We start from the raw sequence: 21,064 nt of genomic DNA, 5'->3' as shown, positions 1-21,064 counted from the left end.
TTAAAACCTTTCTCGTGCGGCGATCATGGGTCAGGCGCGCTCCCTTGCCCCATTTTCCGCAAACCGTCAACAATCTGTGCCAAAGCCATGCTCAGAGAGCCTTTGGCCAATACGGTATCACCGGCTCGGATCAGCTCTGGCAAACGCGCGACCATTTCAGTGCTGGTTTCAAACCAGAGGCCGCGTTTTTCGTCCGGCAAAGCGTCGTGAAGCGTCTTCATCAGTGGGCCGATACAGTGAACACGATCAACACGTTGCATGGCATCCACGTGGGCCATATTGGCGTGCATTTCGGCTTCTTGTGCGCCCAACTCTTTCATATCGCCCAAGAACGCGATCCTACGGTCACCCTGCGACGCGGCCAGCACATCCAGCGCGGCCTCCATCGAGGTTGGGTTGGCGTTATAACTGTCGTCCAGCAATTCGACCTGACCGCCCGCAATCAGCGCAATCTGCTCTCGCACCCCGCGCCCCTTGACCGGAGACCACCGGGCCAACCCAGTAATCGCGTCGTCCAGTTCAACGCCCATCTCTACACAGGCGGCCAATGCCCCCAGCGCGTTCATCGCAAAATGCGTTCCGGCAGATTGTACGTCAAACTTGAATGGGACATCGCCCACGGTCGCCGACGCATGTACCGAATCCGAGGCCTGCGTGACATCTTTCAGCACATAATCCACAGCGGATCGCCCGAACTCCACGACCCCAGCCCCGTTTTCCATTGCACACTCGCGTAGAATTTCTGCGTGTTCCACATCCGCGTTGACGATCGCCGCGCCACCTTTGGTCAGACCTTCGAAAATCGCAGCCTTTTCATGGGCGATCCCGGCAACGGACTCGAACGCCTCTAGGTGGACAGCCGCCACAGTGGTCACCAACGCCACGTGCGGGCGGGCCTGCCGCGCCAAGGGCGCGATCTCTCCGGGGTGGTTCATGCCAATCTCGATTACCGCGTAGTCGGTGTCGCGCGGCATCCGGGCCAATGTCAGAGGAACACCCCAATGATTGTTGTAGCTGGCAACGCTGGCATGTGTTTTTCCCTGCGTTTCCAAGATAGTAGACAGCATTTCCTTGGTCGAGGTTTTCCCGACGCTGCCCGTAACGCCCATCACCCGCGCATCCGTGCGCGCACGCGCGGCCTGCCCCAGCGCCTCCAACCCTGCCTGAACGTCGTCCACGATCAGCAGCGGCGCATCTTCGGGCACACCTTCGGGCACACGGGACACAAGCGCTGCACCTGCCCCTTTTTCCAATGCCTGCGCAACGAATTCGTGCCCGTCACGCGCCGCTGTCAACGCTACGAAAAGATCGTCGGGCTGCAGGGTTCGCGTGTCAATGGACACGCCGTTTGCTGTCCAATCCGCTGTAGCACGCCCACCAGTTGCTTCGGCGGCTTCGGATGCGGTCCACAAAGTCATGCGACCCTCCCGTCAAGTGCAGCGACGCTTATGCTGGCCTGTTCCACATCGTCAAATGGCAGAACCTGATCGCCAACAATCTGGCCTGTTTCATGCCCTTTGCCTGCAATCAGCAGCGCGTCGCCGGGTTGCAAGGCATCGACACCGCGGAGAATGGCCTCGGCCCTGTCTCCGACTTCGGTTGCACCCGGTGCCCCTTGCATCACGGCCTCGCGGATCACTGCGGGGTCTTCGCTGCGCGGGTTGTCATCCGTCACGAACACCAAATCAGCGTTGTTCGCCGCAGCCTTGCCCATCAAAGGGCGCTTTCCCGCATCCCGATCGCCACCCGCGCCAACGATTGCAATCAGCCGACCCATGACATGCGGGCGCATCGCCTTGAGCGCAGTCGCAACCGCATCCGGCGTGTGGGCGTAGTCCACGAACACCGCCGCCCCATTCTCTCGCGTTGCAGCCAGTTGCATTCGTCCACGCACGGTTGTCAGGTGCGGCAAGGTTTCAAAAACGCGCTCGGGATCATCTCCGCCCGCGATCACAAGCCCGCAGGCCAAAAGGACATTCTCGGCCTGAAACCCCCCAATCAGGTTCAGGCGCGTTTGAAAGACCTTTCCCTTCCATGAAAAGCGCAGGTCCTGACCCGTGGCATCGAAACGCTGGTTCATCAGACACAGGTCCGCATCACCCAGACCCACGGTCAGCACATCCTGCCCCCGGTCTTCGGCGATCTTACGGACTTGCAGCCCTTTGGGGTCGCTCATGTTGATAACGACGGTTCCGTCCTGCGGCAGAACGCGATCGAACAGACCGGTCTTGGCCGCAAAGTAGGCCTCAAACGTTTCGTGGTAGTCCAGATGGTCCTGCGTGAAGTTTGAAAAGCCCGCCGCAGTCAGATTCACCCCGTCCAGGCGCCGTTGTTCCAAACCGTGCGACGACGCCTCCATCGCGGCATGGGTCACACCGTTTACTGCCGCTTCTGCGAGACAACGGTGCAGGGTTATAGGCTCTGGCGTGGTATGGGCCAGAGGCGCGGTCCAGGCACCTTCGACACCGGTTGTGCCAAGATTGACCGCGGCGTGGCCCAGCTCCATCCAGATCTGACGTACAAAGGTCGCGACCGACGTCTTGCCGTTTGTCCCGGTCACGGCAACGATAGTCTGCGGTTGAGAGCCAAACCAAAGCGCCGCACATCCCGCCAGCGCCTGACGAGGGTCTTCAACGACGACCAGCGCAGCATCCGAGCCCGACAACTCATCCGCCGCAACCGCAGCACCCTCGGCATCCGTCAGGATGGCCGCAGCGCCCATCCGCAGGGCGAACTGGATAAACTCGCCCCCGTGAACCCGCGTACCGGGAAGGGCTGCGAACAAGTAGCCGTCCTTGACCTCTCGGCTATCGACGGCCAACCCGGTTATTTCCGGGTTTGCGCCACCTCGGGCGGTCAGGGCCAGTTGGCTGAGTTTCTTTGTCCTTGTGCCCATCGCCCACCTCTTGCCGGACAGTCTAATTTGAGGTCAGCGTTATAGCAGCGCGCGCCTCAGGCTCAAGCCGGGGACGCAAGCCCAGCAAGGGCGCGACACGACCAATCAATTCGGCCGCCACGGGCACCGCTGTCCAGCCCGCCGTCCGGCGCTTTTCGCCGTAGGCAACGATGGACGGCTCGTCCAGCGTGACGATCAGAACGTATTTGGGATCATAGGCCGGAAAGATCGTCGCGAACGTCGCGATGACCTTGTCGTCATAGTAACCGCCGCGTGGCTTCGGCTTGTCGGCTGTGCCGGTTTTACCGGCGACATCATACCCCGCCACGTCCCCGAAACTGGCCGTCCCGTCCGTGACCACCTTGCGCAACATCTTTTGCGCCTGAAGCGCGGCACCATGTGACAGCACACGGGGACCATACTGAGGGCCGTTCTTACGCAACACCGTTGGACTGACGTAGTGCCCGCCATTGGCGATCGCCGCGTAACCGGCTGCCAGATGCATTGGGCTGGTCGACAGCCCATGACCATAGGAAATGGTAACGGTACTCAGCTCGCCCCACTTCTTGGGCTTGAGGGGCTCGCCACCCGCGGCTTCGACAATCTCAAACGGGGTGGGTTCAAACATGCCGAGCGCGCGCAAGAACTCCTGTTGACGCTGCGCGCCGATTTGCAGCGCCAGCCGTCCGGTACCCCGGTTCGAGCTGTGAACAATCACATCCGCGACGCTGATTTTACCGTAGTTCTTGCCGTTGAACTCACCAATTGGAAAGCGTCCGATCCGCATAGGCCCAGACGTGTCGATGATTGTCTCAGAATTCACCAGCCCCAGTTGCACCGCCTGCGCGGCCGTGAAGATCTTGAAAACTGATCCCAGCTCGTACACGCCCTGCACGTAGCGGTTGAACAAGGGGCTGTCAGACGGATCAAACCCCGAGGTCGGTGGGCGCGGACGGTCGTTTGGGTCAAATGACGGCAACGACGCCGCCGAGATCACTTCACCCGTATGCGCGTTCATCAAAACGGCCGAGGCACCCTTGGCGTTCATGATGTTCATGCCGCCATACAGAACCTGCTCGACCGCAGCCTGAATGGTCAGGTCCAATGACAGTTGCAGCGGCTTGTTCCCATTGGCCGGGTTGCGCAGATAGTCATCAAACTGTTTCTCGACCCCGGCAACACCGATCACCTCGGCTGCGCTGACGCCTTCACGCCCGAATCCCGATCCGCCAAGAATATGCGCGGCCAGCTTGCCGTTGGGGTACAGCCGCATCTCACGCGGGCCGAACAGAATGCCGGGATCACCGATGTCGTGAACGGCTTGTTTCTGTTCCGGCGAGATACGCTTTTTGATCCACAGGAACTTGCGGTCGCCGGTGAAATCCTTGACCAGACGTTCTTTTTCCAGATCAGGGAAAATCGCGACCAACTGATCAGCGGCGGCCACCGGGTCGATCATCAGGGGCGGCTGGGCATAGACCGAATAGGTGTCCAGATTGGTTGCCAGAATACGCCCCTCGCGGTCGACGATATTGGCCCGCTGCATGGCAATCGCGGCACCGGGGGCGCTGGCCAGCGGCTCTTGCGCCTCGGATGTTGCCAGCATCCCCATGCGAAACCCAACCACTGCAAAGGCACAGAAAAAGAACAGGCCAAGCACCAGAAGCCGCCCTTCTGCACGGGCGCGGGCGTGATCCTTCATGTCTTCGTGGCGCTTCCTGATATTTTCACGCTCGATGGCCTTGGGGTTATCCCCGCGCGCGCGTGCATCAAGGATACGGGCCAGAGGTCGGAGGGGCGTGCGCGTCATGGGATCTGCACCTCGCCCAAAGCCTGAATGTTAGTCAGCGACTGCAGCTCAAACGGGTCTACGATCGGCAAGTCAGGGTCTTCTGCATATGCAATCTGGTCAGCGCGCCCGAACTGCTCGGCACGAAGGGGTAGCAAACCCAGACGTTCAAAATTCAGATCGGCCAGTTCGCGCAGTCGATCAGGGCGATTAAGATACGCCCATTCCGCGTTCAAAACCGCAAGCCGGACCTGAGCCACGCCAATCTCGCGCTGCAACTTCTGCGTTTCCTTAACGACCTGCTGGGTGCGATAGTTCTCTTGATACGCCCAAAGCGCCAATCCGAACACGGCCAAGGCAGTCAACGCATACAAAACACTTTTCATTTTGCCCTTCCCCCAAGTTGCGGCATCCCAATGGCGCGGGCATCAATTTCCCCCGCCGGTGCCTCGGTCCGCACAGCGACACGCAGCTTGGCCGAGCGCGCGCGCGGATTTTCCTGTAATTCCTGTTCATCCGGTCCAACAGCCTTACGCGTCTTAAGCATAAACTGCGGCTGGCCCTGCTCCACCTCAGGCGCATAGCGGTTTGCACGCCCGGTCTTGCCAGCACGCGACTGAAAGAACCGTTTGACCATGCGGTCCTCGATAGAATGGAATGTCACAACAGCCAGTTGCCCGCCCGGCTTCAAAGCACGTTCCGCAGCCATAAGCCCTTGGAACAGTTCTTCATATTCCGCGTTCACCGTGATCCGCAGGCCCTGAAAGCTGCGTGTCGCCGGATGCGATTGACCCGGTTTCGGACGCGGGAGGCAGGATTCGATAATCTCAGCCAGTCGCAGTGTTGTGGTAATCGGCGCCTCGGCCCGCGCCTTCACAATCGCCTTGGCAATCCGGCGGCTAGCGCGTTCCTCGCCAAAATGGAAAAGGATGTCGGCCAGTTGCGCCTCGGTCGCTGTGTTGACCAAATCGGCAGCACTCTCGCCTTCCTGACTCATCCGCATATCCAGCGGACCGTCTTTCATGAAGGAAAAACCACGCTCCGCCTGATCCAACTGCATGGACGAGACCCCAAGGTCCAGCACCACCCCATCCAGATTCTGTGCGTATTCATCCATGCGAGAGAACACACCCTGCTGCATCGCCAGTCGGTCACCGTATCCACCCACCCAGTCAGCGGCCATCTCAAATGCTAGCGGATCACGGTCCACACCGATAACCTTCTCGGCCCCGGCTTCCAGCAAGCCGCGCGTGTACCCTCCCGCTCCAAAGGTGCCGTCGAGCCAGGTGCCCGAGACAGGCGCCACGGTCGCAAGCAACGGACGCAGAAGGACAGGGATGTGGGGTTTTTCGGTGGGGGTTTCAGCGCCGGCCATGCCGTTACGCATCCCCGGTGCCGTCTAGGAACTCCAGAGGGTCAAAGTCCCCTGGCTGTTCGTCCAACCATTCTTCGGCCGAAGCCAGTTCTTCCGATTCATATGTTTCGGGCTTCCAAATCTGGAACGTGTCCCCGGCGGCAATAAAGAACGCCTCGCCCTCAAGTCCGATCTTGTTGCGCAACTTAGCAGGCAATACCAGACGACCGGTCTCATCCACCGTGGTCGGGAAAGACTGACCGTGGAACATGCGTTGCAGCAGTTTCCGCTGCATCGAACCACGCGGCAGCGCGTCGATCTTGTCATCAACCTCGTCGATCGCCCGCATCGTATAGCATTCAAGAAACTTCCGGCGGTGATCGCCGTAGACAATAACAAGCTCTGGATTATCGCCGGGCTGCCAATTGGGGTCACAGGATTCAAGCACACGGCGAAAAGAGGCCGGGATCGAGACCCTGCCCTTCGTGTCCACCTTATGGTGGCTTTCACCTCTAAACCTGCGCGCCAAGACGACTGTCCCTTTCGCTTGCGCCCCACCTAAAATTCACGTTCCCCCCGGATGAAAAACGGCGGGTTGATCTGCTGCCACTGATCAACCCGCCGCATTGACCCGCTGAGCGGGAAGTCCAGCTGCGCGCGCCACCTGGGGGGATGTCTGCTCGCCCGCGCGCCGGATCTCTTGAGTGATGAAAGCGAGATGCCTGTATGAAACCTGAATTTTATTGGTTCGGGGTCGTTTGGTGCCCCATATGCCTCGTCCTCATCGGATGCATAAGGGATGACATGGGAATTCATGGAAATCAATAGAAAAATTCGCCCACTCAAGACTGAAGACCCATCCTAATAAGGCCGCAACCAAAAGGAAAGACCACTAATTGCACCACAAATTGTCTTCATACAGAATTTACACACCACATATAGTTGAGCTCACGTTGGCCCAATCTATCCCATGATTTCCCAAAAATTTTTCAATTTTTGTGATTCCCAGCCCAACCACACGGCAACACCGCACAAAATTAGTCGAATCACCCAGCCTCAGACATGGCTGCACCACCTAAATTCAACTGCAGCCCACGGCGCGGCCCACGAATTCCCATAGCTCTAAATTTCTCCCAGCCCGCGCCTCAACTCTCAAGACGGGATTTACAATATGCACAAATTTCGGAATATGCCGCCCAATCAAGGGGCAAACCCATGCACCCTGAAATCGCGCCGAGGCGACGCCCCTCATGCGCAAGCGGCCAAAAGTCATATTTTAAAGGCACTTTCACCGCAAGGTTTACAACTTGTTGATATCCATGCGTTTGCTGCATAGCGGCAATGACTACGTAGGCTATTGTGCAGGCGCAGCATTTGCCTATTTTTGTAACCAAGCAAGCGCTGGAACACTCCGGCGACAACATACAAACCGGGTTACGCACATGGCTGTAGCAACACATCATACTGCGCTGAAGAACGCGCCCGCAACCGGCTTGGCTTCGCTGATCGAGGCCGCAAAGGCCCGGTACGCGCGTCACCGCGTCTATCGTCAGACTGTAAATGAACTGTCTGAACTTTCGAACCGCGAACTGGCCGATCTGGGCCTGCACCGCTCGATGATCCGCCGGCTGGCACTTCAGGCCGCAGAAGAATTCGCCGCGCGTTAGTCGCGGCACGACATAACCGAGATCAGGTCCTTCCTCCTCCCTTTAGGACCTGTATTACAGCAGCGGCATCTCTCCTCCTCCCTGATGCCGCTGCACCAAATACCGGCCCAACCTGCCGGAAACCGACACACCGGGCACTCCTCCTCCCTTTCCCGGTGTTGAAAGCGCGCGGCGACGTCTCTCCTCCTCCCTGACGTCGCCGCGTCTTACAGATACCGGGATCAGACCCGGAGACGGATACATCGGGGCTCTCCTCCTCCCTGCCCTGATGTTGAAAGAGCGCGACGACACCTCTCCTCCTCCCTGGTGTCGTCGCGACTTACACATACCGGGATCAAACCCGGGTTCGGATACATCGAGACTCTCCTCCTCCCTGTCTCGATGTTGCAAAGAACGGCGGTTTCCTCTCCTCCTCCCTGGAAACCGCCGTTTTTCTTTGCCCAACAACAAAAAAGGGGACGCAAACGCCCCCAGCTTCTTCTGTTCAAAATACTTCGGAGCGCGAGGCAGAGCCTCGCAAAAACTCAGAACGGCACGTCATCCTTGGCAGATAAGAACCGCGAGACGACCTTCTTCACCCCGGCCTTGTCGAAATCGACTTCGACCTTGTCACCCTCAATGCCAATCACCGCGCCATAGCCGAACTTCTGGTGAAACACCCGTTCACCCAAGGTGAAACTGGCCACCGCTGTCGCATCAATCACAGTGTTCCGGCTTTCGCGGGGCTGAGACGTCCCATATTGCCCCTGACGCGCCTGCATCCTTTTCCAGCCCGGGGAATTATAGACATTCGCTTCGGCTGCTCGGCTTTCGATGCTGGCCGTAACCTGCCCCCCACCGTAAAGACCCGGAGGCGTCAGAACTTCCACGTGATCTTCCGGCAATTCATCAATGAATCGCGAAGGCATGGAGTTCTGCCATTGCCCGAACACCCGCCGATTTGCAGCAAAGGAAATCGTGCAAACTTCTTCGGCGCGGGTAATTCCCACATAGGCCAAGCGCCGCTCTTCCTCGAGCCCCTTGATACCGGATTCGTCCATTGACCGCTGTGACGGGAACAAGCCATCCTCCCAGCCCGGCAGGAACACGGCTGGAAACTCCAACCCCTTGGCCGCGTGCAGAGTCATGATCGAGACCTTGGCGCCGTCGCTGTCCTGCTCGTTATCCATAACCAGACTGACATGTTCCAAGAACCCCTGCAGATTCTCGAAATTGTCCAACTGATTGACCAGTTCCTTGAGGTTTTCCAACCGCCCCGGTGCCTCGGGCGTCTTTTCATTCTGCCAATGGGCCGTATAGCCGGATTCATCCAGAATGATCTGCGCCAGTTCGATATGCGATACTTCAGGCTCACCAAAACGAAGGGGTGCGCCGTCGTCGATGACCGTATCATCCTCGACCTCAATCCTCGGGCCGCGCGTCATCGCATTCCAGCGCGCCAGCCCCTCGATCAGCTCGCGCAGCGCCTTGCCGCCTTTGCCCTTAATTAGCCCATTGTCGACCGCAATCCGCGCGCCATCGACCAGCGAAACACCGTGTTCACGCGCGGTCATTTGGATCGTCTGCTGCGCCTTGTCGCCCAAACCTCGTTTCGGCGTATTCACAATTCGCTCAAACGCCAGATCGTCGCCGGGGCTGACCACCAGCCGGAAATAGGCCATGGCATCGCGAATCTCCATCCGCTCATAGAACCGAGGGCCACCGATCACCTTATAGGGCAGGCCAATGGTCAGAAACCGATCCTCGAAGGCGCGCATCTGGTGCGAGGCACGGACAAGGATGGCGATCTCATCCAGATTCATAGGACGAATTCCGCGCGTTCCGCCCTGCAAGGCGTCGATTTCCTCACCGATCCAACGGGCCTCTTCCTCGCCATCCCAGTGGCCGATCAGATTGACCTTGTGGCCGTCTTCGGCATCCGTCCACAGCTCTTTGCCAAGACGGTTTTCATTGCCGCGAATGACGTTCGAAGCTGCGGCCAGAATATGCGGGGTCGAGCGGTAATTCTGTTCCAGCCGCACCACGAACGCGCCTGGGAAATCCTTTTCGAACCGAAGGATGTTGCCCACCTCGGCCCCGCGCCAGCCATAGATCGACTGGTCATCATCGCCCACGCAACAGATATTCTTATGCGCCCCGGCCAACAGCCGCAGCCACAGGTATTGGGCGACGTTGGTATCCTGATACTCGTCCACCAGAATGTACCGGAACCAGCGTTGATATTGCTCAAGAACATCCGCGTGGGTCTGAAAAATCGTGACCATGTGCAACAGGAGGTCACCGAAATCGACCGCGTTCAGCTCGCGTAGGCGGGTTTGGTATTGGGCATACAGCGCAATACCTTTGTTGTTATACGCCCCCGCATCTGCAGCGGGCACCTTATCGGGTGTCAGAGCACGGTTTTTCCAATCGTCGATAATCCCCGCCAGCATTCGCGCGGGCCAGCGTTTGTCATCAATATTGGCCGCTTGGATTAGTTGCTTGAGCAGCCGGAGCTGATCATCCGTATCCAGAATGGTGAAATTCGATTTCAGATCGACCAGTTCCGCGTGACGGCGCAGCAGCTTGACGCAGATCGAGTGAAACGTCCCCAGCCACGGCATCCCCTCGGCGGGTTGTCCTAGCAGGCGGCCCACACGTTCTTTCATCTCGCGCGCGGCCTTATTGGTGAAAGTGACCGACAAAATTTCGTTGGGTCGCGCGCGTCCAGTACTGAGCAGATGGGCTATCCGCGCCGTCAGCGCCTTGGTTTTACCTGTCCCGGCACCAGCCAACATCAGCACAGGACCATCCAACCGCTCGACAGCTTCACGCTGCGCTGGATTCAATTCGTCCAGATAAGGCATAGGCCGCGCGGCCATGGCCCGCGCGGACAGCGATGCGCCTTCGAAGGCGTCCATTTCGTCGAAACTGCTCATATCGTCAAACTACGCTGGTTACGCCGCGAGGGAAAGAGTTTGTTCACGCCTTGTTCACAAGACATTCCGCATTGATTTCACACCAATTCTACTCGGATTGGTATGGTGGTCCGACAGAACATTGGCCTTCTTTCAACGCTTGTGTCCGATGTTTACCGTCGGATTTACGGGTGCCAGAAAGTGAAACCAAACGCGCCAAAAGGCTAATGTCCTTGCCGAATCGCGCCTTAGGTCTGATCAATCCGTATGGACCTACACAGCAGCTATCCCGGAATTGCCGACCTAAAACGCCGCGCCAAACGCAGGATTCCGCATTTCGTGTGGGAGTATCTGGATAGCGGAACCGGATCCGAGGCAACTTTGCAACGCAACAGGGTCTCACTGGATCGCATGGGGTTTCTGCCGTCGATCCTGCATGGCCCGTTGGAGTTTGACACACAACGTCAATTTTTGGGTCAAACCTATCCATTGCCGTTTGGAGTCGCACCGATCGGCATGGCGGGGTTGATCTGGCCCGACGCCGAGGGGTTGTTAGCCCGGGCGGCAGCGACGGCTGGCCTGCCCTTTACCCTGTCAAACGTCGCCACGCAAAGCCCCGAGGATGTGGCCCCTCATCTGGGACAGAATGCGTGGTTTCAGCTTTACCCGCCAAAAGACCCCGACATTCGCCGGGACTTGCTGGATCGAGTAAAACAGGCGGGATTTTCGACACTGGTAATGACTGCTGATGTTCCCGTTGCGTCACGACGCGAACGCCAGACGCGGTCTGGCCTGACCAACCCACCTAAACTGACCCCGCGCTTGCTGATGCAGATTGCGCAGCGTCCGGCATGGGCCATGGCAATGGCACGTAGTGGCCCGCCAAGGATGCGGACACTGGACAAATACACCGACAACTCCAGCAACCTGCCCCCGACGGCGCATGTCGGGTATCTGCTCAGAACATCGCCGGATATGGAGTATGTGCACTGGCTGCGGGATGCATGGGATGGCAACCTAATCGTCAAAGGCGTGATGCGGGCCGAGGACGCAGAGCCCCTTAAGAAGGCCGGCGTTGACGCGATCTGGATTTCGAATCACGGCGGGCGGCAGTTTGATGGAGCACCATCCAGTATTGAGGCCCTGCCAGCGATCCGGGCGGCGACCGACCTTCCCCTTATCTTCGACAGCGGGGTTGAAAGCGGGCTGGACATACTGCGTGCGCTGGCACTTGGGGCTGATTTTGTCATGCTGGGCCGTGGCTTCATGTACGGTTTGGCCGCATTAGGTCAGAATGGACCCGCGCATGTGATCGACATTTTGCGGCAGGATCTACAGGCGAATATGGGCCAACTGGGCGCCGAAAATCTGGGGCAAATCCCACCTAGCCTAACACTGGATTGATGCCGCAGCGCAGCGCGTGTAGTAAGATAGCGCTAACAGAAGGCGTTTGCGAGCGTTAACATGCCGGTTCTACCCAGAACGACTGATTTACGTGCGCGTATTGTCCGCCTATCAACACGGCCAAAGAAGTAGGACCGGGACCTGACATGACCGACTTTAACAAGATCCTGATCGCCAATCGCGGCGAGATTGCCATTCGCGTGATGCGCGCGGCCAACGAGATGGGCAAACGCACCGTCGCTGTCTTCGCCGAAGAAGACAAGCTGGGCCTGCATCGCTTCAAGGCGGATGAGGCATATCGCATCGGTGAAGGGATGGGCCCGGTTGCAGCATATCTCAGCATTGATGAGATCATTCGCGTCGCCAAGGAATGCGGTGCTGATGCGATCCATCCCGGTTACGGCCTGTTGTCGGAAAATCCCGATTTCGTGGATGCCTGTGTGCAAAACGGCATCACCTTCATCGGCCCCAAGGCCGAAACAATGCGCGCCCTTGGTGACAAGGCCAGTGCCAGGCGCGTTGCGATTGAGGCAGGCGTGCCGGTCATCCCGGCGACCGAGGTTCTAGGTGACGACATGGATGCGATCCGTGCTGAGGCCGCCGAGATCGGCTATCCCTTGATGCTGAAAGCATCTTGGGGCGGCGGTGGACGCGGGATGCGCCCCATCGAATCCGAGGATGAGCTGGAAGAAAAAGTTCTGGAAGGCCGCCGCGAGGCCGAAGCCGCCTTTGGCAATGGCGAAGGCTATCTGGAAAAGATGATCACCCGCGCCCGCCATGTCGAAGTGCAGATTCTGGGCGACAAGCATGGTGAGATTTACCACCTCTATGAACGCGACTGCTCGGTGCAGCGCCGCAACCAGAAGGTTGTGGAACGCGCCCCTGCCCCGTATCTTTCCGACGAACAGCGTGCAGAGATCTGTGAGTTGGGCCGCAAGATCTGCGCCCATGTGAACTACGAATGCGCGGGCACGGTCGAATTCCTGATGGATATGGAAACCGGCAAGTTCTACTTCATCGAAGTGAACCCCCGCGTACAGGTCGAACACACCGTCACCGAGGAAGTCACCGGTATCGACATCGTGCAGGCGCAGATTCTGATCGCCGAGGGGAAGACTCTGGCCGAGGCCACCGGAGCGGCCAGCCAGTCGGATGTGCATCTGAACGGCCACGCGCTGCAGACCCGCGTCACCACCGAGGACCCGCAGAACAACTTCATCCCCGATTATGGCCGCATCACTGCTTATCGCTCGGCCACCGGGATGGGCATCCGTCTGGATGGAGGCACGGCCTACGCAGGTGGGGTGATCACGCGGTATTACGACTCGTTGCTGACCAAGGTGACGGCCAAGGCCCCCACGCCGCAAGCCGCAATAGCACGGATGGACCGCGCCCTGCGCGAATTCCGTATTCGCGGCGTCAGCACCAATATCGACTTTGTTATCAACCTGCTGAAACACCCGACCTTCCTGTCGAACGAATACACCACTAAATTCATCGACACGACGCCCGACTTGTTCAGCTTTCAGCGCCGCCGCGACCGGGGCACCAAGGTTCTGACCTATATCGCGGACATCACCGTGAACGGGCATCCCGAAACCAAGGACCGCCCCGAACCCCGCGCCGATCTGAAAGAGGCTAAGCCCCCCGCACTGAAGGCCGAGCCGCAGATGGGCACGCGCAACCTGCTTGAACAAAAAGGTCCGCACGCTGTGGCCGACTGGATGAAGGCCCAGCGGCAGTTGCTGATCACCGACACGACCATGCGCGACGGGCATCAGTCACTGTTGGCCACCCGGATGCGGTCGATCGACATGATCAAGGTCGCTCCGACTTATGCGGCGAACCTGCCGCAACTGTTCAGCGTCGAATGCTGGGGCGGTGCGACGTTCGACGTGGCTTATCGGTTCCTTCAGGAATGCCCGTGGCAACGACTGCGCGACCTGCGCGAGGCGATGCCGAACCTGATGACCCAGATGCTGCTGCGTGGCGCGAACGGGGTTGGGTATACCAACTATCCCGACAATGTGGTGCAGGAGTTCGTCCGGCAAGCATCGCAGAACATCGACGTGTTCCGTGTGTTCGACTCGCTCAACTGGGTCGAGAATATGCGAGTAGCTATGGATGCAGTCGTCGAGAACGGCAAAATCTGTGAAGGCACCGTTTGCTATACCGGCGATATTCTGGACCCCGATCGTGCCAAGTATGACCTGAAATATTATGTCGGCATGGCGAAAGAGCTGCGCGACGCGGGCGCGCATGTGCTGGGACTGAAGGATATGGCGGGGCTGATGAAGCCAGCCTCGGCCAAGATTCTGATCCGCGCGCTGAAAGAAGAGGTTGGGCTGCCGATCCATTTCCACACCCACGACACCGCAGGCATCGCCAGCGCCACCATTCTGGCGGCGTCCGAGGCGGGCGTGGACGCGGTGGATTGCGCCATGGACAGTTTCAGCGGCAACACCTCTCAGGCGACGTTGGGCACCGTGGTCGAGGCCCTGCGCCACACCGATCGCGACACCGGGCTGGACATCAAGGCGATCCGTGAGATCAGCGATTATTTCGAGGCCGTGCGCGGTCAGTACGCGGCCTTCGAATCCGGCCTTCAGGCCCCGGCGTCTGAAGTGTATTTGCACGAAATGCCCGGCGGTCAGTTTACCAACCTCAAGGCGCAAGCACGGTCTTTGGGGCTGGAGGAACGCTGGCACGAGGTCGCGCAGATGTACGCGGACGTGAACCAGATGTTCGGTGATATCGTGAAAGTGACGCCCTCGTCCAAGGTGGTGGGTGACATGGCGCTGATGATGGTCAGCCAGGGCCTGACTCGCGATGACGTGGAAAGCGCGGACACGGATGTGGCATTCCCCGACTCGGTCGTCGATATGATGCGCGGCAATCTGGGCCAACCTCCGGGCGGGTTCCCCGAAACGATCATCAAAAAGGTGCTGAAGGATGAGGCACCCAACACCGAACGCCCCGGCAAGGACGTGCCCGCCGTCGATCTTGAGGCCACCCGCGCCGAGTTGTCCAAACAGTTGGAAGGCAAAGAGGTCGATGATGAGGATCTGAACGGGTACCTGATGTATCCCAAGGTGTTCCTCGACTATATGGGCCGCCACCGGGTCTATGGTCCGGTCCGGACCCTTCCCACGCGCACCTTCTTCTATGGCATGGACCCCGGCGAAGAGATCACGGCCGAAATCGACCCCGGCAAGACCTTGGAAATCCGCTGTCAGGCGATCGGTGAGACTGACGAGAATGGTGAGGTCAAAGTGTTCTTTGAACTCAACGGCCAACCCCGCGTGATCCGGGTTCCCAACCGACTGGTGACGTCATCCACACAGGCCCGACCCAAGGCCGAGGCGGGCAATCCCAACCATATCGGCGCGCCAATGCCGGGGGTTGTTGCGACCGTAGCCGTATCCGCCGGTCAAGAGGTTAAAGAAGGTGATCTGTTGCTAACCATCGAAGCCATGAAGATGGAAACCGGCATCCATGCCGAACGTGACGCGGTGGTCAAGGCCACTCATGTCCAGCCCGGTGGCCAGATTGACGCAAAGGACCTGCTGGTCGAACTGGAGTGAACGCTCTAGTTTCTTGATCAAGTGACGGGCCGCTCGGACAACCGGGCGGCCTTTTTCGTAAGTTAAGGAAGGAAGCCATGTTGTCCATTACACCGATCTACGCCGCTTTGCTGGCAATCGTTTATGTCTTTCTCAGCGGATGGGTCATCAATACGCGCCGGACACAGAAGATTTCCTACGGCGACTCTGGTGACGACAGTATGCTCAAGTCCATGCGCACGCATTCCAACTTTGCGGAATACGCGCCGTTTGCCTTGTTGCTGATCGCGATGGTCGAGCTTCAGGGTGCCGGGGCCGTATTGGTGAACATTCTGGGCCTTGGCCTACTGACGGGCAGGGTGTTCCACGCCTATGGGTTCGGCAAAACACCGCAGATCGTCATTCTGCGTCAGATGGGCATGATTCTGACATTCGCTGTTTTGCTGATTGCTGCTGTCGCCAACCTTGTTCTAGCGCTTTGAGTTGTTCTCGGGCTGAAACGCCGAAAGGCGTTCAACCTGTCAGAGGTTTGGACACTATCGTATGGGCCGACGTCCAGACCTGAGTTGGCTCGACGCTCTGCTCTGCTGGAATATGCGATAAGATCGCGGCAATTGTCATTAAAATGGCCAATGCCGTGATTTTGTATCTTTCTTTGGGTTTCACCTGTCACCTCCGTCGTTTTTTGCAACTCTCTGAACCTTCAACGCATTCACAGAAGAGTTCCGTCGCCAAAAAAGAAATTTTCCAAGAGATGCGTTTTTCCGCTTGCAGCCCCGCTTGGGAATTTATACATCCCTCCTCACTCAACGGCGCGGGCGTAGCTCAGGGGTAGAGCATAACCTTGCCAAGGTTAGGGTCGGGCGTTCGAATCGCCTCGCCCGCTCCATTGAGAGGTCTTTAGGACCGATACATATGTATCTGATGCGGGCGTAGCTCAGGGGTAGAGCATAACCTTGCCAAGGTTAGGGTCGGGCGTTCGAATCGCCTCGCCCGCTCCAGATACGATTGTTTCCTAAACTTTTCTGGTTTCCTGCCGAATGTTGCGCCATTGTATTGGCATTAACGATTGCAGGATTTTAACGATGTCAGATTATTCTATCCGGCCCCTTTCGGCCGTAGAGTTGCAGTATGCCGTCGATTGGGCAGGCAGCGAAGGATGGAATCCGGGCTTGCGCGATGCAGAATGTTTCCGCTCCACCGACCCGGAAGGGTTCTTGGGCGGGTTCCTTGATGGGGATATGATCGCCTCGGTTTCAGCGGTGAACTACGATGACGCGTTTGCCTTCCTGGGTTTTTACATCGTGCGCCCCGAGTTTCGTCACCACGGTCACGGGCTAGAGATCGCGCAGCATGCTCTAGCGCATTGCGAGGGGCGCAATATGGGGCTGGATGGCGTGGTCGAGCAGCAGGACAACTACCGAAAGTCAGGCTTTTCCTTTGCCTATAACAATTATCGGTTCGGCGGGACCATCGGTGAAGTCCTACCGGAACTTGGTCAGGTGCTGGGTAACGGCGTTGCACCACTGGAATCTGCCACAAACGCGCTGCGCGCCTATGATCGTAAATTGTTCCCTGCCCCGCGCGACGCGTTCCTGCAAAGCTGGCTGGGCGCATCGGATCATATTTCACGCGTTTATTCCGAGAACGGTCAGATAAAGGGCTATGCCACCCTGCGCCCCTGCCGATCGGGTTACAAGGTTGGTCCACTTTTTGCGGATGAGGTTGGCATCGCGCAGGCACTTTTGGCCAGCTTACTGGCCGCTGTACCCCAAGATCATCACGATCACGACGTCTTTGTCGACATGCCACAACCCAACGATGCCGCGTTTGCAATGGCCAGACAGTTAGGGTTGACCAAAGTCTTCGAAACCGCCCGGATGTATTCCGATCACGAACCGGAAATTGACCTCAACCGAATCTTCGGAGTGACCACGTTCGAACTTGGCTAACGCCAGGTTTCGAAACCCCGCTTCGACGTCCAACCTTATGCGCAGGGACTTTATGCATGCTGGGAGAACACCAAAAACGGCTGTTGCAGGACATGTTCGAGAACCTGCCGGGGATCAGCTTTTTGATCCTGTCCCGTGCCACTGACGATTTGCGCCTGGCCGGGTGGGTCGGAACCGTGCTCGCGACCCTTGTGTGCCTGGCGTATGTCAAACGGGTTCTGCGCGCACATCCCATCTTGTTGGGGATCAATATCTTCATGGTGGTCATAACACCTTTGATCGAAATTCTGGTGCTGTCCGGCAGTCGGAACTCGGCTGATCTGTTGATCGGCAATATCGACTCACTTGTGCTAGGCAGTGTTTTCGTAACGGGCGTTGTGTTGACCCTGTTCACAGCCAAAGGCTTTCTGACCTATGACGCAAAAAGCGCCAAGCAAATGCGCATCCATTCCACGGCAATGTTGGCGCTGTGCGTCGCCGGGATTGTCTGGTCCGCAGCCATGGGACAGAACTACCTGATAACGCTGGCGGTTCCGCTCATGGTGCTTTTTGGATGTCAGCGCTTCCTGCGTGCGGGCGCAACAGACCGTCAATCGCGCAGAGGCGTTTTACTAAGCGGGACCATACCGATGGACCCGCCCGCCGAGACTGTCGCCTGATCTAGAACGCCTTGAATGTCATCGTGGTCAGCGACCTTTCTATATTCGGTATCACCAGCAGATGTTCGTTGATGAAATGCCCGACATCTTCGGTCTCGGGGATATAGAGCTTTAGCAGCAGATCGTATTCGCCGCTGGTCGAATACAGCTCGGAATGGATTTCGCGCAGGGCGATTTCCTCGGCCACCTTGTATGTTGTGCCGGGTTTGCAGCGGATTTGGATGAAGACGCAGGTGGACATGGGCCGAGCCTTGGTTGTTCAGGTTGCTTGCAGGCTGGCACGGGCCGCGCCGGGGTGCAATCCCCTGCAACAGTTTGGCGGGAAAGACAGATGCGGTCTGGAAAGTGCTGCCCCTCCGCGTCTATAAGCGCGGCTGTAGCAAAAGGAATTCGCCCATGCGCAGCGCAAAGATCAGCCGTCAGACCGCCGAGACCGAAATCTCGGTCGAGGTCAATCTGGACGGCACCGGCCAGTATGACAACCAGACAGGCGTCGGGTTCTTCGATCACATGCTGGACCAGGTTGCGCGCCATTCGCTGATCGACATGACGATCCGCGCCAAGGGTGATTACCACATCGACGACCACCACACCGTCGAGGATACGGGGATTGCGCTGGGTCAGGCGCTGACGCAAGCGTTGGGTGACAAGAAGGGCATCCGCCGGTATGGCGAATGCCACCTGCCTATGGATGATGCGCAGGTACGCTGCGCGCTGGACCTGTCTGGCCGTCCGTTCCTGATCTGGAATGTCAACCTGCCCACGCCCAAGATCGGCACGTTCGACACCGAATTAGTGCGTGAGTTCTTTCAGGCGCTGGCCACCCATGGCGGCATCACACTGCATATCGACCAATTGCACGGGTTCAACAGCCACCACATTGCCGAGGCAGCGTTCAAGGCGGTCGCGCGCGCGTTGCGTCTGGCGGTAGAAACCGACCCGCGCAAGGCCGATGCGATTCCGTCCACCAAGGGCGCGCTGTAAATGCTGACAGCCATTATCGACTATGAGAGCGGCAATCTGCACTCGGCAGAGAAGGCGTTTCAACGCATGGCGAGCGAGTTGAATGCGGGCGAGGTGGTTGTGACCTCGGACGCAGACGTCGTTGCGCGCGCGGATCGTCTGGTTCTGCCGGGCGACGGCGCGTTTCCCGCCTGCGCTGCCGAGTTGCGGGGCCACAAAGGTATTTATGACGCCATGGTCGAGGCGGTTGAGCAAAAGGGGCGACCGTTTCTGGGTATCTGCGTCGGGATGCAGCTGATGGCGTCAAAAGGCCATGAATACACCGAGACTGACGGTCTGAACTGGGTTGCCGGGGACGTGGTGCGCATCGCCCCTTCTGACAGCGCGCTAAAGGTGCCGCATATGGGCTGGAATAATCTGGTTCTCGAATGTGATCACCCGGTCTTTGACGGGGTGAAGTCGGGCGACCATACCTATTTCGTCCACTCCTACCATTTTCGCGTCACCGATCCGGCGCAACGGCTGGCCTATGTGGATTATGGTCAGGAAGTCACGGCCGTGATCGGCCGCGACACGATGATTGGTATGCAATTTCATCCCGAAAAAAGCCAGGATGTGGGCCTGCGTATGATCGGGAATTTCCTTACCTGGGCCCCCTGAGCCCTTATTGAACGCGGGTCCAGGTCTGACCACGGCAGACCAGACCACCCGCGACACAACCCTTGACGGTCAGCGCATTCTGGCTGTCCAGCGTCATCTTCGAGTTATAGGTCTTGTCCCGGTCCGGCGCCCAGATCTTGCCGTTGTCATAAGCGCCGTTGCCCTCGGGCTCCATGTCCCAGATGATCTTTTTGCCCAGGTTCTCATAGGAAAGTTGCTGATTGCCGTTGCCATCAAACGCGGTGTCGATGGTACCGCAGATCGCACTGCCGCACGGTGCAATCGTCACGTGCAGATAGCCGCCTTCGTCGCCGGGTTCGGTCTTCCACAGACCGTCAACTGGGTCAGCCGATGCAACCGTGGAAAAAACGCACAGGGCTGCCGCTGCAATGATTGAGTGTTTCATGATGTTCTCCCTTAGATGGCGGTACTGTGTCGCGCAGCAACCGAACCGGCAAGATTAACCCCACGTCGCGTTGCATCCCCTATCCAGCTTGTGCGATATCCCGCGCGTACAACTCTGATATAGGGCCGCCTAAAATGATCCTCTACCCCGCTATCGACCTCAAAGACGGCCAGGCCGTGCGCCTGCTGCGCGGTGAAATGGACAAGGCAACCGTATTCAACGAAGACCCTGCGGCGCAGGCCAAAGCCTTCGTTGATGCCGGTTGTGACTGGCTGCATCTGGTTGATCTGAACGGTGCCTTCGCGGGCGAGCCTGTAAATGCTGCACCGGTCGAGGCGATTCTGGCGGCCTGCAACGTACCCGCACAACTGGGCGGCGGCATCCGCGACATGGCCACCATCGAAACATGGATCAGCAAAGGACTGGCGCGGGTTATTCTGGGCACTGTGGCAGTTGAGAACCCTGACCTGGTGCGCGAGGCGGCGCGTGAATTCCCCGGCAAGGTCGCCGTGGGCATCGATGCCCGCAACGGCATGGTTGCCACCAAAGGCTGGGCCGAAGAAACGGACGTGCAAGTAACCGATCTTGCCCGCAGCTTCGAGGACGCGGGCGTTGCGGCCATCATCTATACTGACATCAACCGCGACGGAGCCATGCAGGGCCCCAATATCGAGGCAACTGCCGACCTTGCCCGGGCCGTGTCAATTCCAGTGATCGCGTCAGGCGGCGTCAGCTCTTTGGACGATCTGATCGCTCTGCGTGATTGCGGCGTGGAGCTGGACGGCGCGATTTCAGGGCGCGCACTTTACGACGGCGCGATTGATCTGGCCGAAGCCATCCGCGCCCTGAACTAG

General features: G+C 58.5%; 18 protein-coding genes and 2 tRNA genes. 11 read left to right on the top strand and 9 right to left on the bottom strand.

Annotated elements, in window-relative coordinates:
- Window positions 1-23 precede the first annotated feature (23 nt).
- The 6 genes from murF to mraZ are packed head-to-tail and all read right to left on the bottom strand — an operon-like array spanning window position 24 to window position 6,568.
- Window positions 24-1,418 (bottom strand): UDP-N-acetylmuramoyl-tripeptide--D-alanyl-D-alanine ligase, encoded by a 1,395-nt coding sequence (gene murF, locus GOX73_RS01085; RefSeq protein WP_171122495.1) that lies wholly within the window; start codon window positions 1,416-1,418, stop codon window positions 24-26.
- Window positions 1,415-2,896 carry a UDP-N-acetylmuramoyl-L-alanyl-D-glutamate--2,6-diaminopimelate ligase gene (locus GOX73_RS01080; protein WP_171122493.1) on the bottom strand — a complete coding sequence of 494 codons (1,482 nt, stop codon included), beginning with the start codon at window positions 2,894-2,896 and terminating at the stop codon, window positions 1,415-1,417. Before GOX73_RS01080 ends, murF begins: the two co-directional genes overlap by 4 nt.
- A gap of 22 nt (window positions 2,897-2,918) precedes the next feature.
- Complete coding sequence (locus GOX73_RS01075; RefSeq protein ID WP_171122491.1) at window positions 2,919-4,706, bottom strand: penicillin-binding protein 2; 1,788 nt, start codon at window positions 4,704-4,706, stop codon at window positions 2,919-2,921.
- Window positions 4,703-5,071, bottom strand: coding sequence for a cell division protein FtsL (locus tag GOX73_RS01070; protein WP_171120635.1), 369 nt, complete (start codon window positions 5,069-5,071; stop codon window positions 4,703-4,705). Before GOX73_RS01070 ends, GOX73_RS01075 begins: the two co-directional genes overlap by 4 nt.
- Window positions 5,068-6,060, bottom strand: coding sequence for a 16S rRNA (cytosine(1402)-N(4))-methyltransferase RsmH (gene rsmH / locus GOX73_RS01065; RefSeq protein WP_171122489.1), 993 nt, complete (start codon window positions 6,058-6,060; stop codon window positions 5,068-5,070). The genes GOX73_RS01070 and rsmH overlap by 4 nt, the downstream gene beginning before the upstream one ends.
- Window positions 6,061-6,064: 4 nt before the next feature.
- Window positions 6,065-6,568 (bottom strand): division/cell wall cluster transcriptional repressor MraZ, encoded by a 504-nt coding sequence (gene mraZ / locus GOX73_RS01060; RefSeq protein ID WP_170384396.1) that lies wholly within the window; start codon window positions 6,566-6,568, stop codon window positions 6,065-6,067.
- 913 nt (window positions 6,569-7,481) lie between these two features.
- On the opposite strand from mraZ, the gene GOX73_RS01055 reads away from it, so the two are divergent.
- Window positions 7,482-7,706: a DUF1127 domain-containing protein gene (locus GOX73_RS01055; protein ID WP_171122487.1), complete on the top strand. Its 225-nt coding sequence runs from the start codon at window positions 7,482-7,484 to the stop codon at window positions 7,704-7,706.
- 524 nt (window positions 7,707-8,230) lie between these two features.
- On the opposite strand, the gene GOX73_RS01050 is transcribed toward GOX73_RS01055, so the two are convergent.
- Window positions 8,231-10,624 (bottom strand): ATP-dependent helicase, encoded by a 2,394-nt coding sequence (locus GOX73_RS01050; RefSeq protein WP_171122485.1) that lies wholly within the window; start codon window positions 10,622-10,624, stop codon window positions 8,231-8,233.
- A gap of 246 nt (window positions 10,625-10,870) precedes the next feature.
- Between GOX73_RS01050 and GOX73_RS01045 the strand changes: the two genes are divergently transcribed.
- The 7 genes from GOX73_RS01045 to GOX73_RS01015 all read left to right on the top strand — a co-directional run bounded on the left by GOX73_RS01045 (window position 10,871) and on the right by GOX73_RS01015 (window position 18,181).
- Window positions 10,871-12,007, top strand: a complete 1,137-nt coding sequence (locus tag GOX73_RS01045) for an alpha-hydroxy acid oxidase (RefSeq protein WP_171122483.1) — start codon at window positions 10,871-10,873, stop codon at window positions 12,005-12,007.
- A 146-nt stretch (window positions 12,008-12,153) separates the two neighbouring features.
- Window positions 12,154-15,591, top strand: a complete 3,438-nt coding sequence (locus tag GOX73_RS01040) for a pyruvate carboxylase (protein WP_171122481.1) — start codon at window positions 12,154-12,156, stop codon at window positions 15,589-15,591.
- Window positions 15,592-15,668: 77 nt separating this feature from the next.
- Window positions 15,669-16,052: an MAPEG family protein gene (locus GOX73_RS01035; RefSeq protein WP_171122479.1), complete on the top strand. Its 384-nt coding sequence runs from the start codon at window positions 15,669-15,671 to the stop codon at window positions 16,050-16,052.
- A 332-nt stretch (window positions 16,053-16,384) separates the two neighbouring features.
- Window positions 16,385-16,459, top strand: a tRNA-Gly gene (locus GOX73_RS01030).
- 37 nt (window positions 16,460-16,496) lie between these two features.
- Window positions 16,497-16,571, top strand: a tRNA-Gly gene (locus GOX73_RS01025).
- Between the two features lie 84 nt (window positions 16,572-16,655).
- A complete protein-coding gene (locus tag GOX73_RS01020) occupies window positions 16,656-17,522 on the top strand; it encodes a GNAT family N-acetyltransferase (RefSeq protein ID WP_171120623.1) in 867 nt (288 codons plus the stop codon).
- 56 nt (window positions 17,523-17,578) lie between these two features.
- The gene (locus tag GOX73_RS01015) at window positions 17,579-18,181 is read left to right on the top strand and encodes a hypothetical protein (RefSeq protein ID WP_171122477.1); all 603 of its coding nucleotides are present in this window, start codon (window positions 17,579-17,581) and stop codon (window positions 18,179-18,181) included.
- A 1-nt stretch (window position 18,182) separates the two neighbouring features.
- Here GOX73_RS01015 and GOX73_RS01010 read toward each other — a convergent pair whose 3' ends face one another.
- Window positions 18,183-18,422 carry an Lrp/AsnC family transcriptional regulator gene (locus GOX73_RS01010; RefSeq protein ID WP_050602861.1) on the bottom strand — a complete coding sequence of 80 codons (240 nt, stop codon included), beginning with the start codon at window positions 18,420-18,422 and terminating at the stop codon, window positions 18,183-18,185.
- Window positions 18,423-18,577: 155 nt separating this feature from the next.
- Between GOX73_RS01010 and hisB the strand changes: the two genes are divergently transcribed.
- Both hisB and hisH read left to right on the top strand, forming a co-directional pair.
- On the top strand, window positions 18,578-19,165 hold the full coding sequence (gene hisB, locus GOX73_RS01005) for an imidazoleglycerol-phosphate dehydratase HisB (protein WP_171122475.1): 588 nt from the start codon (window positions 18,578-18,580) through the stop codon (window positions 19,163-19,165).
- Window positions 19,166-19,804, top strand: coding sequence for an imidazole glycerol phosphate synthase subunit HisH (gene hisH, locus GOX73_RS01000; RefSeq protein ID WP_171120617.1), 639 nt, complete (start codon window positions 19,166-19,168; stop codon window positions 19,802-19,804).
- Between the two features lie 4 nt (window positions 19,805-19,808).
- Here the strand turns inward: hisH and GOX73_RS00995 are convergent, their stop codons facing one another.
- Window positions 19,809-20,210 carry a DUF2147 domain-containing protein gene (locus GOX73_RS00995; RefSeq protein ID WP_171120614.1) on the bottom strand — a complete coding sequence of 134 codons (402 nt, stop codon included), beginning with the start codon at window positions 20,208-20,210 and terminating at the stop codon, window positions 19,809-19,811.
- Window positions 20,211-20,344: 134 nt separating this feature from the next.
- Here GOX73_RS00995 and hisA point away from each other — a divergent pair, with 134 nt between their 5' ends.
- On the top strand, window positions 20,345-21,064 hold the full coding sequence (gene hisA / locus GOX73_RS00990) for a 1-(5-phosphoribosyl)-5-[(5-phosphoribosylamino)methylideneamino]imidazole-4-carboxamide isomerase (protein ID WP_171122473.1): 720 nt from the start codon (window positions 20,345-20,347) through the stop codon (window positions 21,062-21,064).

The sequence above is a fragment of the Ruegeria sp. HKCCD7221 genome (assembly GCF_013031225.1).
Lineage (GTDB): Bacteria > Pseudomonadota > Alphaproteobacteria > Rhodobacterales > Rhodobacteraceae > Ruegeria.
Note: the sequence above shows the minus strand (reverse complement) of the source record. Positions and strands in the feature narration are given on the sequence as shown.

Excerpts from the sequence above, each read along its gene's own strand:
- GOX73_RS01015 (WP_171122477.1), top strand. The coding sequence starts at position 17,579 with ATGCTGGGAGAACACCAAAAACGGCTGTTGCAGGACATGTTCGAGAAC.
- GOX73_RS01055 (WP_171122487.1), top strand. The coding sequence starts at position 7,482 with ATGGCTGTAGCAACACATCATACTGCGCTGAAGAACGCGCCCGCAACC.
- rsmH (WP_171122489.1), bottom strand. The coding sequence starts at position 6,060 with ATGGCCGGCGCTGAAACCCCCACCGAAAAACCCCACATCCCTGTCCTT.
- GOX73_RS01040 (WP_171122481.1), top strand. The coding sequence starts at position 12,154 with ATGACCGACTTTAACAAGATCCTGATCGCCAATCGCGGCGAGATTGCC.
- hisH (WP_171120617.1), top strand. The coding sequence starts at position 19,166 with ATGCTGACAGCCATTATCGACTATGAGAGCGGCAATCTGCACTCGGCA.
- GOX73_RS01020 (WP_171120623.1), top strand. The coding sequence starts at position 16,656 with ATGTCAGATTATTCTATCCGGCCCCTTTCGGCCGTAGAGTTGCAGTAT.
- GOX73_RS01080 (WP_171122493.1), bottom strand. The coding sequence starts at position 2,896 with ATGGGCACAAGGACAAAGAAACTCAGCCAACTGGCCCTGACCGCCCGA.
- GOX73_RS01035 (WP_171122479.1), top strand. The coding sequence starts at position 15,669 with ATGTTGTCCATTACACCGATCTACGCCGCTTTGCTGGCAATCGTTTAT.
- murF (WP_171122495.1), bottom strand. The coding sequence starts at position 1,418 with ATGACTTTGTGGACCGCATCCGAAGCCGCCGAAGCAACTGGTGGGCGT.
- hisA (WP_171122473.1), top strand. The coding sequence starts at position 20,345 with ATGATCCTCTACCCCGCTATCGACCTCAAAGACGGCCAGGCCGTGCGC.
- hisB (WP_171122475.1), top strand. The coding sequence starts at position 18,578 with ATGCGCAGCGCAAAGATCAGCCGTCAGACCGCCGAGACCGAAATCTCG.
- GOX73_RS01075 (WP_171122491.1), bottom strand. The coding sequence starts at position 4,706 with ATGACGCGCACGCCCCTCCGACCTCTGGCCCGTATCCTTGATGCACGC.
- GOX73_RS01070 (WP_171120635.1), bottom strand. The coding sequence starts at position 5,071 with ATGAAAAGTGTTTTGTATGCGTTGACTGCCTTGGCCGTGTTCGGATTG.
- GOX73_RS01045 (WP_171122483.1), top strand. The coding sequence starts at position 10,871 with ATGGACCTACACAGCAGCTATCCCGGAATTGCCGACCTAAAACGCCGC.
- GOX73_RS01050 (WP_171122485.1), bottom strand. The coding sequence starts at position 10,624 with ATGAGCAGTTTCGACGAAATGGACGCCTTCGAAGGCGCATCGCTGTCC.
- GOX73_RS01010 (WP_050602861.1), bottom strand. The coding sequence starts at position 18,422 with ATGTCCACCTGCGTCTTCATCCAAATCCGCTGCAAACCCGGCACAACA.
- GOX73_RS00995 (WP_171120614.1), bottom strand. The coding sequence starts at position 20,210 with ATGAAACACTCAATCATTGCAGCGGCAGCCCTGTGCGTTTTTTCCACG.